At 39.2% G+C, this 13,520-nt stretch carries 11 protein-coding genes and 1 pseudogene; 8 read left to right on the top strand and 4 right to left on the bottom strand.

Annotated elements, in window-relative coordinates:
* Positions 1–2 precede the first annotated feature (2 nt).
* From argB to B9T30_RS10095, 6 genes and pseudogenes are all read left to right on the top strand, one after another.
* Positions 3–902 carry an acetylglutamate kinase gene (gene argB, locus B9T30_RS10120; RefSeq protein WP_086184859.1) on the top strand — a complete coding sequence of 300 codons (900 nt, stop codon included), beginning with the start codon at positions 3–5 and terminating at the stop codon, positions 900–902.
* A 195-nt stretch (positions 903–1,097) separates the two neighbouring features.
* A complete protein-coding gene (locus B9T30_RS10115) occupies positions 1,098–1,946 on the top strand; it encodes a class II glutamine amidotransferase (protein ID WP_086184858.1) in 849 nt (282 codons plus the stop codon).
* 223 nt (positions 1,947–2,169) lie between these two features.
* Positions 2,170–3,159: pseudogene (locus B9T30_RS10110) on the top strand (IS110 family transposase).
* Positions 3,160–3,818: 659 nt separating this feature from the next.
* The gene (locus tag B9T30_RS10105; RefSeq protein ID WP_004648042.1) at positions 3,819–4,274 is read left to right on the top strand and encodes a bacteriohemerythrin; all 456 of its coding nucleotides are present in this window, start codon (positions 3,819–3,821) and stop codon (positions 4,272–4,274) included.
* A 139-nt stretch (positions 4,275–4,413) separates the two neighbouring features.
* On the top strand, positions 4,414–5,496 hold the full coding sequence (locus B9T30_RS10100; RefSeq protein ID WP_086184857.1) for a hypothetical protein: 1,083 nt from the start codon (positions 4,414–4,416) through the stop codon (positions 5,494–5,496).
* Positions 5,496–5,819, top strand: a complete 324-nt coding sequence (locus B9T30_RS10095) for an RnfH family protein (protein ID WP_086184856.1) — start codon at positions 5,496–5,498, stop codon at positions 5,817–5,819. Before B9T30_RS10100 ends, B9T30_RS10095 begins: the two co-directional genes overlap by 1 nt.
* 45 nt (positions 5,820–5,864) lie before the next feature.
* On the opposite strand, the gene B9T30_RS10090 is transcribed toward B9T30_RS10095, so the two are convergent.
* Entirely contained in the window at positions 5,865–6,263 is a 399-nt protein-coding gene (locus B9T30_RS10090; RefSeq protein WP_004648045.1) for an outer membrane protein assembly factor BamE, read from the bottom strand.
* Between the two features lie 112 nt (positions 6,264–6,375).
* Here B9T30_RS10090 and fur point away from each other — a divergent pair, with 112 nt between their 5' ends.
* On the top strand, positions 6,376–6,813 hold the full coding sequence (gene fur, locus B9T30_RS10085) for a ferric iron uptake transcriptional regulator (protein WP_004648046.1): 438 nt from the start codon (positions 6,376–6,378) through the stop codon (positions 6,811–6,813).
* A 58-nt stretch (positions 6,814–6,871) separates the two neighbouring features.
* Here fur and B9T30_RS10080 read toward each other — a convergent pair whose 3' ends face one another.
* Both B9T30_RS10080 and B9T30_RS10075 read right to left on the bottom strand, forming a co-directional pair.
* A complete protein-coding gene (locus B9T30_RS10080) occupies positions 6,872–7,993 on the bottom strand; it encodes a PilT/PilU family type 4a pilus ATPase (RefSeq protein WP_086184855.1) in 1,122 nt (373 codons plus the stop codon).
* Between the two features lie 25 nt (positions 7,994–8,018).
* On the bottom strand, positions 8,019–9,056 hold the full coding sequence (locus B9T30_RS10075) for a type IV pilus twitching motility protein PilT (RefSeq protein WP_004648049.1): 1,038 nt from the start codon (positions 9,054–9,056) through the stop codon (positions 8,019–8,021).
* A gap of 124 nt (positions 9,057–9,180) precedes the next feature.
* Here B9T30_RS10075 and B9T30_RS10070 point away from each other — a divergent pair, with 124 nt between their 5' ends.
* Entirely contained in the window at positions 9,181–9,873 is a 693-nt protein-coding gene (locus tag B9T30_RS10070) for a YggS family pyridoxal phosphate-dependent enzyme (RefSeq protein WP_086184854.1), read from the top strand.
* A 48-nt stretch (positions 9,874–9,921) separates the two neighbouring features.
* On the opposite strand, the gene B9T30_RS10065 is transcribed toward B9T30_RS10070, so the two are convergent.
* Positions 9,922–13,518: an AAA family ATPase gene (locus tag B9T30_RS10065; RefSeq protein WP_086184853.1), complete on the bottom strand. Its 3,597-nt coding sequence runs from the start codon at positions 13,516–13,518 to the stop codon at positions 9,922–9,924.
* Positions 13,519–13,520 lie beyond the last annotated feature (2 nt).

Here is a 13,520-nt window from a genome sequence, read left to right as displayed (position 1 = left end):
GAATGCCACATCAACACACTGGCATCGGCAAAGCACAAATTTTGACTGAAGCTTTGCCGTACATTCAACGTTTTGCAGGTAAGACGCTAGTAGTGAAATATGGTGGCAACGCAATGACCGATCCAGAGCTTGAAAGCTCTTTTGCACGTGACATTGTCTTGTTGAAGACTGTGGGTTTAAATCCCATTGTGGTGCATGGTGGTGGCCCACAAGTCGATTCCTTTTTAAAACAATTGGGTCGTGAATCTGATCGTATCGATGGGATGCGCGTAACTGATCCTGCGACCATGGAAGTGGTTGAAATGGTTTTGGGTGGTAGCGTCAATAAATCGATTGTGAACCTGATTAATCAACATGGCGGTCGTGCGATTGGTTTAACCGGTAAAGATGGTAACTTGCTTCGCGCACAAAAACTGTTGATGGAAAAAGTTGCTGAAGATGGCACCGTACAACAAATTGATCTTGGTTTAGTCGGTGAAGTGGTGGGTGTTAAAACTGATGTTTTAGAAATGTTTACCAATAGCGATTTTATCCCTGTGATTGCACCATTGGGAGTGGATGATGAGGGAAATACCTACAACATCAATGCAGATTTGGTTGCAGGTAAGGTTGCAGAAGCACTCGGTGCGGAAAAACTGATTCTATTGACCAATATTACGGGTGTGCTAGATGAGAATAAAAATTTGCTCACAGGCTTAACCACGCAAGAAGTTGATCGCTTGATTGAAACAGGTGTGATTTACGGCGGCATGATTCCTAAAGTTGGATGTGCGCTTGATGCGGTGAAAGGTGGTGTAGTGAGTGCGCACATTGTCGATGGTCGTGTTCCTCATGCAACATTGCTTGAGATTTTCACTGATCATGGTGTAGGGACGTTAATTACCAATCGTGCCAAGCAATAAATAAATGATTAAAAAGCCTCTTTATGAGGCTTTTTATTTGCCTATAGTGTCCCGCCCTGAAATAAAGCTGCATATTTGACGCTGATTATTGAATTAATACATAAAATAGTTATGGGTATTCTAAATTGAGATTTGCAACCCTATCTCGAGTCATGCAAAATAGAAAAATCATATATTTACCGTTTGATGAAGACTATGTGCCAGTTGCTCGGAATGAATTGTGCTACGCCAACAGATGTAACTTTCTCATTTCGTGGTTTTTCTCAACGTGCAGGTATTACCTCAGACCATTGTGATGGTTTTGGTATAGCCTTTTTTGAAGATAAAGCCTGTCGACTTTTTGTTGATAATCAATCGGCAGTTGAATCTCCGATTGCGGAATTGGTTCGTAATTATCCGATTAAGTCGCGTAATGTGATTGCACATATCCGCAAAGCAACGCAAGGCAAAATTAGCCTAGAAAATTCGCATCCATTTAGCCGTGAACTTTGGGGAAGGCAATGGATTTTTGCCCACAATGGCGATTTGCATGGCTTCAATCCCTCTTTATCAGGACGTTTCACGCCCGTTGGCAATACCGATAGTGAACGTGCTTTCTGTTTTTTACTCGATCAATTGGTCAACAAGTTTGGTTATCATGAACCGAAGCTTGATCAAATTTTTGCTTTGTTGGCAGAAGTCTCTCCAAAAATAGCAGAACACGGTACTTTTAATTTTTGTTTGTCCAATGGTCAGGCCTTATTTACTTATGCGATTACAAAATTGCATTGGTTGGTACGAGAGTATCCATTTAAACCTGCGCAATTGATTGATCTTGATGTCGAAGTCGATTTTAGTCAAGTCACTACGCCTGAGGATAGGGTCGCTGTGATTACCACTGAGCCTTTAACCCAAAATGAACTTTGGACAGCCTTTGCACCTGGCGAGATGATTTTATTTCAGTATGGACAGCCAATTTTGAAACAGCAAACCCATGTTGAACGCTTAGAACGTGAAAAATTAAATCCAGCATTAAAACGTATAACCAAAGCAGATCAATATTAGACCTTGTATCTTGGAGCTTGTAGTGATTAGCTTCCACTATATGCAAATTGTAGAGTTTGTAATAGACCTAAGACTTCTAGTCTGTGAAAGAGATAAAACCTACTATTTGCTCTAACCACTTGCACAACTTTGGACGGTAACTAAGCACTTTGATGCTGTATTCACAAGAAAAGACGGTGGTTATGCTAAAACAATAATTGAATAAATAAAGCAGGTAAAGATTATGTTTTATCTTGGTATTGATGTTGCTAAAGCTAAAATTGATTGCTGTTTAATTTTAGAAAATTCTGCAAGTAAAAAGAAAACCAAAACTTTTTCGAACATGCCAAAAGGTTTTGAGCAACTTCAAACTTAGCTAAATCATCATGCTGCAACTTCTACGCAGACCATTATCTTAATGGAAGCTACCTCTATTTATCATGAACGTTTGGCTAAATATTTATTTGATGCAGGCTATCAAGTCTGTGTAACTAATCCTGCTAGAGCCCGATATTTTGCTCAAAGCATGTCTAAGCTGAATAAAACAGACAAGGCTGACAGTGAAGTTTTAGCTCGATTTGCGATGACTGCGGATCTGCATTTTTGGCAGCCTTTACCCGAACATATTCAATTGCTGAATGCTTTGCTAGATAGAAGAGCTGTACTTTGTGAAGATTTACAACGTGAAAAAAATCGTTTGGAAAAAGCAGAGTCTACCTTCACGATAGAACCTGTACTTCAGTCTATCCATAAAAGTATTAAACAGTTAAACAAACACATTCAGGATATTGATCAGCAAATTGATGATCACATTGATCAAAACCCTGATTTAAAAAATGATAAAGAATTGCTCAGCAGTATTCCAGCCATTGCAGATCGAACCAGTTTATTAATGCTCAGTTTCTTGCGCAGCCATAATTTTGAAAGGGCTAGTCAAGCGGCTGCCTTTGTTGGCTTGGTCCCCATTCAAAGGCAATCGGGTAGCTCTATTCATGGCAAAAGCCGTTTATCCAAAGCTGGCTCTTCCAAAATACGTGCTGGTTTATATATGGCAGCAATTGTCGCAACTCGGCATAATCCCCACATTAAAGAGATGAATGAAAGGTTATTGGCCAATGGGAAAACCAAGATGATGGCGATTGGAGCTGCAATGAGGAAGTTAGTTCATCTGTGTTATGGTGTACTCAAACACCAACGGCCTTATCAAGAAAATTATTGCATCAATTCTCAATAATCCTCTTGATGTTTGAGACGGTATCTCTTTCATAAATCAACAAATAATCATCAATTGGCAGTGAAATTAATATTGAAAGTTCCTTCTCTTGCGCCATATATGGCTCAGGGAGAAGGTTAGGATGAGGGGATTTTTTTAATAAAATTCTCACCCTGAGCGGTATTCCGCGCAAGTCTCCTTAAAAAGGAGAGGGAATATCCATTGTGAATTTATTATTGTTTAAAAAATGCATTATGAAAGAAGTCTATTAGAGCATAAAATTAATCGTTGTGGATTTGTGGCAATACTGGTTTAATATTTTTATCGCTTTTTTAATGGGCAAAATATTTTAAAATTATTTTTATTAAAATATAAAAGAGTTATAATTTTTTATTTTAAAGTACATGGAAATGGATTATTTTTTTACCCATTCTGTTTAATCATTACTGTGATTTATTCAATAATAACCGCAGTTTTACTGGATTATTCGGGGCGATATTGGTTAAAAAATACTTGATCTTTTTAATTGGTATTAATTATAAAAATAATACATATCATGTGGTTATCTTGTTTTTAGAGCTTAAAGCTTAAAACCAACCATTTTGGTTCATTTTTATTTGTTTAAAATCAATATATTATATATTTATGTGATTAGTCGTATATATTTTATAGGGGTCGTAATGAAAATGAAATGGGTTCCAGAATATAATACTGGTATCGATGTGATTGACGATCAACACAAACGAATTCTTGATTATATCAATGAGATTGATGATTTTTCTCATCATACCAATCGTGAGCGTATTAAACAAATTCTTGATAATATCATTGACTATACTCAATCACATTTTACCTTTGAAGAATCTTTACAAGAAGAAGCGGGTTATAAATATCGCGTACCGCATAAACGTGTACATGATTTATTTATTAAAAAAATTGAATCTTATCGTGACCGTTTTGAAATGGGACAGGCGATTGAAGGTGAATTACATGAAGTGCTATCAAAATGGTTAATTAACCATATTCAGCACGATGATGCCGATTATGTCGGGGCGGTAAAAGAAAATATGATGGGGATTATTAAAGAAAAAGAACAGAAAAAAGGTAAAAACTGGTTTTCTCGTTTCTTTTCATAAAAAGAGAAAGAGCTAAAAATAATTAAAAGTAAGCATAATTTTGCGCTGCAAATCATTAGCAATAATGGTTTGCTTTTTCTTTTTGATTTTCCCCCATGACAAAGGCAAAATAGCGGAAGACTTTTTTTAGGATCGCATCATGCAGGACAATGCTATGTCACGATGGCTATCGCCGCTGATGGCATTTTGTTTATCTTTTATCATCATTGCCACGTTAGCACCGATTGTTGGAATTCAGGTTGATCGTCAACTGGATTTTTGGTTGTTATGGTTAGGGACGATGCTTATTTTAGCGTTACCTATCTGTTATTTAGAAATTGCCTTAGCCAAGCGTTCAAAAACCACGGCTCTAAATGCATTGTCAAGTTTAACGCGTGATGCGGATGCTTCTCAAAAATGGCGTTTAGTTGGTTGGTTGGCTGTTGTTTTTATCCCTTTTTTAGCAGGGGGGATGCTGTCTAATGCAAGTCAATTATTGGGGCATTTTGCCTTCAATGGGATTGCGCCCAATTTATTATTCGTAGGCTTGGCCATTGTTGCTCTTGCACTTTCCTTTGCACCTAGACAGATTATTGTTGGGTTAAGTGTTGTTGCGGTGTTGGCTTCTTTGATACTCGCCAATATTTTGGGAACGGCATTACCTGCTTGGCATGTGACAGCTGTTGTATTTAGCGAATGGGGCAGTGCTACAGTCTTAGCATTGGTTGCCAGTGGACTCGGAATGGGCTTGTACTGGCAAAGTAGTTTGCCTGTGCTTAAACAACAAGAGGTTGCAACTCAAACTGCATTACCTATTTGGATTGCGCAATTATGCGCCGTGATTGCATTTGCTTTCTTTGCAGCAAATGCTGAAATTCCAAGTTTTACTTTTGTAGTCGCTGTGGTGAGTGTATCGGCACTGTTACTGAATATGGCACGTGAGCAACTCTTACAGCGTCAATTAAATATTGCGATTCAATGGCTGGTGATATTAGCTGCGGTATTTATTTGGGCGATTCCTGCAATCAGTCCCATTTTTAATACACTATTGATGCTTTGGGGCTTGGTCATTTGTTTAATCTATGCTGTTTTTGCAGGATGGATTATGAAAATTAGTCATCTACGTAAGTCGATGAATTTCAGTAATGAGTTATTTTATAATTTGTGGCGTATTGCGGTGCGTGTGGTGCTGCCTGTATCAATTATCTTGGCGATCATCTCGATTATTGGGCAATTGCTCTAATGAATGAGATACCACAGGTTTGGGTGGCATATGCCGCTCAAGATCAGCAGTTTCTTATCGCTGTTCCTTTTCAACAGGGCATGACTGCCTTCGATGCCATTGAGCAAAGTGGTATTCGGGCGCAGACGGATTTACCTGAACCGCTTGCTTTGGGAATCTTTGGGGTGCGATTGCAAGATCCAGATCAAAGATTACAGGTCGGCGATCGTGTCGAGATTTATCGAGCATTGACCATTAATCCACAGGATATTCGTCGAAAACGTGCTGCTGAAAATCCAGTCGGACGTTATTGCCGCGGAAATCGCTTTAAACAATTGAAGTGATAAGAAAAACCCCTCATAGAGGGGTTTATTTTTATTTTAAAGCGTCTATAGTGGAGGCGCATTTAGAATCGCTTCTTTTGATCCTGGTAAGCCGGGTTGAGATTCTGGGATTGTTTCCAAGCCTTCAATCTTTTGTACCGTACCGGTTTGATCGAAGTAAATTCTTAAGTGTTGACCGTGTGCTGCAGGGATTTTGGCTTTTTTAGCATACGTTCCTGGTATATAGTTGTAGATGTAGTCCCAACGTAAAGGATTCATTGGATCTGATACTGTAGGGCTACCGAGCAAAAAGCGAACTTGTTGGTGGCTCATACCGACTTGGATTTTTGAAGCTTGTGCTTGAGTTAAGGGTGTTCCTTGAGGAATATCAACTTTATAAACGCCCAAGGTCGAACAGCCTGCGAGCAGTGAAGTGACGAACAACGTCAACATGATTTTTTGCATTTTGCTACACTATCCCAAATTAATTATGATGCATTTGATCCACGGATAGATCATACTGCATCTAAACTTTGTTGCATATTCCAACTTTAAATTTGTTGAGAGACCTTTTTACATGCCTATTTCAAATCAAGATTTACGCAAAGCTGGACTTAAAGTTACGCTTCCACGAATTAAAATATTGGAATTATTAGAAAATTCAAGACAACACCATTTAAGCGCAGAAGACATTTATAAAACTTTACTCGAACAGGGTGAAGATGTCGGTTTAGCAACTGTGTATCGTGTGTTAACACAATTTGAAGCTGCTGGTATTATCCAACGTCATCATTTTGAAAATAATCATTCAGTTTTTGAAATTATGCAAGAAGATCATCATGATCATATTGTTTGTCAAAACTGTAATAAAGTGGTTGAATTCACCAATGATGTGATTGAGCATCAACAGCATGAAGTAGCTGAAAAATATGGTTTTACTTTAACGGGTCACTCGTTAAATCTTTACGGTTATTGTGATTCACAAGAATGCCAAGATGCATACCGTAAAAAATAATACGGTGTAATCTTAGTATAAAAAAACAGGCTTCAAATGAAGCCTGTTTTTTTTGCTTTTAAGCTTGACCATCGAAAGTGATATTCGAATTTGCATGCATTAAGCGTTCAGCGCCTTCTTCAGACAATTTAATTTGTAGACGAAGGTCATTGGGTGAATCGGCATGTTTCAATGCATCTTTATAGGTAATTTGTTTGGCTTTATAGAGGTCAAACAAAGCTTGGTCAAAGGTTTGCATGCCAAGCTCACGCGAACGCTTCATCAATTCTTTAATTTCATGTACTTCACCTTTACGGATCAAATCTGAAATTAACGGTGAATTGATTAAAATTTCAATCGCAGCACGACGTGATTTACCATCAACACTTGGAATCAGTTGTTGAGCCACCATTGCCCTTAAATTAAGCGATAAATCCATAAATAACTGGTTATGACGGTCTGCATCAAAGAAGTGAATAATACGGTCAATTGCTTGGTTGGCATTGTTGGCGTGTAGTGTTGCAAACACTAAGTGACCTGTTTCAGCAAAGGCAATCGCATAATCCATGGTTTCACGTGAGCGAATCTCACCAATCAAAATCACATCGGGTGCTTGACGTAAGGTATTTTTTAGTGCGATTTCAAATGAGTCGGTATCAATACCAACTTCACGCTGGGTGATGATACAACCTGCATGCTGGTGAATAAATTCAATTGGGTCTTCAATGGTAATGATATGACCTTTAGAATTATGGTTACGATAACCAATAATCGAGGCTAAAGAGGTTGATTTACCTGTACCCGTTGCACCCACGAAAATAATGATGCCACGTTTGGTCATCGCTAATTCTTTTAAAATAGGCGGTAACTTCAGCTCATCCATGGTTGGAATGACAGTTTCGATACGACGTAACACCATACCGGGTTGATCACGTTGTTGAAATGCGCTGACACGAAAACGTGCAGTTTTGTCACGATTACTGATGGCAAAGTTACATTCACGCGTTTCAGCAAATTCCTTGCGCTGTTTCTCGCTCATGATGGAGTTTAAAAGTTGCCCGGTAATTTCACCCGTTAGCTTGGTTTTAGCAATGGGTAAAATTTGACCATTAATTTTCATTGATGGTTCAACATCAGCCGTAATAAACAAGTCTGATGCTTTTTGTTGGATCATCAAATTCAGTAAGTCGTTAAAATCCATAATAAGATCCTAAATCCATTTAAACTTATAAGAATGCTTCTGGTTGTTTCGCCATAGTACGCGCAGTTTGCGGGCTGATAATGCCTTTAGAAACTAAAGTTTTTAGGCTTTGATCCAGCGTGGTCATGCCGTAGTTGGCACCCGTTTGAATGGCAGAATACATTTGAGCGACTTTGTTTTCACGAATGAGGTTTCGAATTGCTGGAATACCAATCATGATTTCATGCGCTGCGACACGACCACCGCCATTTTTCTTAAGTAGTGTTTGAGAAATAACAGCCTGTAATGATTCAGAAAGCATGGCACGAACCATGTCTTTTTCTTCAGCAGGGAATACGTCAATTACACGGTCAATGGTTTTTGCCGCAGAAGTGGTATGTAGTGTACCAAAGACCAAGTGACCTGTTTCCGCGGCAGTCAGCGCCAAACGAATGGTTTCAAGGTCACGCATCTCACCGACCAGAATAATGTCAGGGTCTTCACGAAGTGCCGAGCGTAGTGCTTCGTTAAAGCCATGTGTGTCACGATGGACTTCACGTTGGTTGACCAGACATTTTTTCGATTCGTGGACAAATTCGATTGGGTCTTCGACGGTTAAAATATGGTCATAACGCTGGTCGTTAATATAATCGACCATTGCGGCAAGGGTGGTTGATTTCCCCGAACCCGTTGGCCCTGTAACCAAAACGATACCGCGTGGAAAATTACAAATATCTTTGAAAATTTGCCCCATGCCTAGGTCTTCAATGGTTAAAACTTTTGATGGAATGGTACGGAATACCGCACCTGCACCGCGGTTTTGGTTGAATGCGTTGACACGGAAACGAGCCACACCCGGTACTTCAAAAGAAAAGTCAGTTTCAAGTTTTTCTTCAAAATCGCGGCGCTGTTTATCATTCATAATGTCGTACACCAATTTGTGTACTTCTTTATGTTCTAAAGCTGGTAAATTGATACGACGAACTTCACCATCGACACGGATAAGTGGTGGCATACCCGCTGATAAGTGTAAGTCTGATGCCCCATTTTTAGCAGAAAAGGCCAGCAGTTCAGTAATGTCCATAATTTCCCCGAGATCATTTAAATGTTATTTATTTTGTTAGAATAATAAGGCTTTCCCAGAGCTTAACCAACAGTTAGTTTAAAGGGAAAGTGAAAAAAAGCTGAATGAAATGAGAACCTCGTCAATGAATAGTCTTCAAGCATCACGAAATCAAGTTTTACAGCATATAGCAGATGCCTGTAAACAAGCCCAACGCGAGCCAGAAACCTTACAGTTATTGGCTGTTTCAAAGACTCACCCGAGTGAGTCCTTGCGTGAGATGTACCAAACAGGGCAGCGCGCATTTGGTGAAAATTATTTACAAGAGGCTTTGGATAAGATTGAAAACCTAAATGATTTAGCCATTGAATGGCATTTTATCGGGCATGTTCAGCGCAATAAAACCAAACATTTGGCTGCAAATTTTGCATGGGTGCATGGCGTGGATCGTTTAATGATTGCTGAGCGTTTATCCAAGCAGCGCGAAGCCGATCAAGCAGCACTGAATATTTGTTTACAAGTCAATATTGATGCCCAAGAAACTAAAGATGGATGTCAACCCAATGAAGTGGCGGAGTTGGTGAAGCACATTAGCCAACTCCCAAATTTAAAATTACGTGGCTTAATGGTGATTCCAGCACCCAATAATAGCCATGCTTTTGTAGATGCAAAGCAACTTTTTGATGCAGTTAAACAAGAGCATGCACAGCCTGACGATTGGGATACTTTAAGTATGGGCATGTCAGGTGATATGGTTGAGGCCATTGCGGCAGGTTCAACGATGGTTCGTGTCGGTACGGCACTTTTCGGTGCACGAGATTATTCCAATAAAGTATAAAATTCAGATAAAACAAGGCTGAGACGTTACAGCCTTGTTTGTTTTTGCTTAACCGACCACTTGAATAGTACTTGCGCCTGCACCCAATGGTTTGACCTGAATTTGTACAGGAATGCGTTCATGCATGTCTTGAATATGCGAGATCAGCACAACTTTACGCCCTTGGTTTTGCAGTTGATCTAACGCGTTCATGACCATGTATAACGATGAGGCATCTAAAGTCCCAAAACCTTCATCAATAAACAGCGATTCAATTTTCATTGAACCCGATGCCATATTGGCAATCGCGAGCGATAAAGCAAGCGCAGTCAAAAATGATTCGCCGCCTGAAAGGGAAGAGACTGAACGGGTTTCACCATCCATATCATGATCGACAATGGCTAAACTCAATGAGTTTTCCAAGCGCTTTAACGTGTAACGTTGAGAAAGCATAGCCAATTGTTGATTGGCATGTTCAAGCAGAATATCTAAATGATATTGCTGAGCATAATCACGGAAGTCTTTACCTTTAGCATCCCCAATTAAGCCAGAAATTTTGCCCCAACGATGTTCTTCTTGTTGAATCGCTTGAATTTGATTGGCGAATTGTTTTTGTTTATTTATATTACGTTGATGAACTTCCAATTTGAGTTTGCAACCATCTCGCATGTCTAAGGTACTTTGCAGATTTTCGACCAAGTTGGTCATTTGAGTTTGTAGTTGTTCAAATTCAATATTGGGCTGTTGTGTGGCATACTGTTGCAGTTGTTCCTGAATGGTTTTTAACGCAGATTGAACATCATTTAGACTACGTTCGGCAGTTTGAATATTTAAACGGATCTGTTGTTGCTGTTCATTGGGAATTTGACGCAGTTGTTCAATCAAGAGGGCATCAAAATCAGCATGCAGATTGAGCCATTGTTGGATTTCCAGTGCAGAAGCCGTTTGTTGGATTTCAAGTTGTGTCAGTTGCATTTTGAGCTGATCACGTTGGCGTTTCTGTTCTTCAAACTGTTGACGCGATTGATCGATGTTTTGACGCGCTTGGTTGAATTGTAAGTGTAGATTTTTGCGCTGTTCGTCATATTGCATTAACCATTCATGTGGTTTTTCAACCTGAGTCTGTGACATCTCAAAAATAAGTGTCATGGCCAATTCTTTATTATTTTGTCCTTGGCGTTCAAAGTCTAATTTTTCTGTTGCAGTGGCTTGAATCTGCTCATTTTTAAAAGCAATGTTTTGTTCAAGTTGCTTGAGGACTTGAAGTTTTTCATCCAGTTGTTTGTTTAGAGTATCCGTAGTTTGCAGAAGTTGTAAGCGTTGAATTAGTTGCTGTTCAATGTTTTTAGCTATGGTAGCGGTCTGGGTTTTCCAAGCGTTTTTTTGCTCGGCTGAAAGTAGATCAATCAGGTGTTGAATATTCTGTTCCGCGTGTTGGATGGTCGACAAATGTTGCTGAATGTGTTGAATGCTTTGTAATTGCTCACGTTGATTTTTTTGTGCTTGATTGAGTTGCTCTAAAGTGTGATTAAGCTGTTGAATATCTTGCTGAAGTTTTTCTGATAACTGAAGTAATTGTTGATCAGTATTTTTATGCATTGGATTGAAATTGAGTGGGATGTTCATCGTATCCAAAGCGGATTTTAACTGTTGTTCGAGTTGCGCACTTTGCTGTTGTAACTCATTTAAACGCATTGTATTTTGCGTTAAAGCTGTATGTTGCTGGGTGAAAAGCTGTTGTGCTTTTTGCCAAATATTAAAAGATTGATTTTCAAGCTGAATCGCCTGTTGCTCTTGCTGTTCTTGTAAGTTTAAAAGTTCTTGTGAGAGGGCAGAATGATCTTGTTTAAATGGATGTTGTGTACTGCCACAGACCAAACAAGCCTGACCTTCGAGCAATTGTTCACGAAGCTTTTCGATATTCTCGGTATGTAACAATTGTTGTTGCTGTAATACACGTTGTAAGCTTTCGCGTTCTTGTTTCTGCGTTAGATATTTTTGTTCAGTCTGTTGTTGCTGTTGTGTCGCTTGCTCAAGTTTTTGGGTCAACTCACTGTTCGAGCTTTTAACTTTTTCCTGCTCTGCACAGACTTGGCTGAATTGTTTGAATTGAGTTTGAATTAAACCAATATGGTGTACTTGCTGTAATGTTTGCTCACGCTTTTGACGCTGATCGGCAAGTTTGATACTGATTTGATCCTCATGACCAAATTGCTGTTGTAGTGCTTTTAGTTGTTGCTGTTTTTCATTTAAAGCAGTGGTCGCAGTGGTAATATTGCCAAACTGCTGTTCAACGTTTTGGTATTGCTGAATAAAGCGTTGTAGCTGGGTCAAATGTGCCGATAAACCCGTATCCAAACTGACGAAATGTGTAGATTGATGGAGTTGTTCGGTTTGTACTTGTTGTTGGCCTTTGAGTTTTTTTATATCTGTATGGAGTTGAATTTGTTGTTGTAATAAGGGGTGTTGCTCTTGGTTGAGCTGTTGCAAGTTTGCTTGTGTCTTTTTAAATTGCTGACCAATAAATTCACGTTCTTGAATACAGGTTCTGACTTGTTCAATGGCTTGATGATGGGTTTGTTCAAAAGCTTGTTGTATTTTGAGTTGCTCATCAATCTGTTTAAACTGTTTTTCTTCAGCCTGAAAAGCATGTTCAATGACAATGAATTGTTGTTCACTACTTTGAAGTTGTGGTTGAAGCGCGTGTAATTCAGCGCGAACTTTATGTTGTTGAATCACACTTGGTCGAATAGAGGCAAAGGCTTCAAGCTGTTTCAGTTGTATGCGCTGCGGTGCAAGTTGTTCAAACTGCTGTTGTTGCACTAACAGTTGTTGCTGACGAAGGTGTATATCCGTGTCTAATTTTTGCTTGTGTTCAAACCATTGTTGTTGCTGTTCTAAAAGCTTTTTTTCAGTTTCTAATGTCTTGTATTCGGTATTGATGTTTATAAATTGCTGATTCAGTTCCGCAATTGCTTCATCAGATAGAATTTCAATATGACCGAGAACGTCTTCGAGTTTTTTACGTTCTTTTTCAATGTCAGCGGTTTTTCTAAAGGCGATTTCACCAATTTTGGCAAAGATGTTGGAGTTGGTTAAATATTCAAGTAAAGCACCGCGTTCATTGTCACGTGCTTTTAAAAATGCAGTCACTTCAGACTGAGCCAACAGGACTGCACGGGTAAATTGCTCAAAACTGAGCTGGGTAATCTGTTGAATATGGGTTTCGACAGCTTTGGTTTTGTCTGCAACCACTACGCCATCCGTCAGACAGGTTAAAGAGCGTTGCACGTTTTGTAATTTACCCGCGGCATTTTCACGCGCACGTTTAATTTCCCAACGTGCCAGATAATGTTTTTGATCTTGCGCGACAAAACAAAGTTCTGCAAAGCCATGTCCTGTACCCCGACGTAGTACGGTTAAAGGAGAATTGCTAGCCAGTTCAGAACCATCGACATCAAGCAATTTACCGTCACTGCCTTTTAGACGGGGCACTTGATTAAATAGCGCAAGACACATGGCATCTAAAATGGTCGATTTGCCTGCACCTGTTTTTCCAATAATGGCAATTAAGCCTGCACTGGCTAAAGGTTCACTTTCAAAATCAATAAAATGTTCACCAGCAAGTGATGCCAGATTTTTTATACGTATTGATAAAATTTTCATGA

Origin of the sequence: Acinetobacter sp. ANC 4973 (assembly GCF_002135275.1) — a bacterium.
GTDB classification, from domain to species: Bacteria; Pseudomonadota; Gammaproteobacteria; order Pseudomonadales; family Moraxellaceae; genus Acinetobacter; species Acinetobacter kyonggiensis.
The sequence above is the reverse complement of the archived record's forward strand: the minus strand, read 5'-3'. Positions and strand labels throughout refer to the sequence as shown.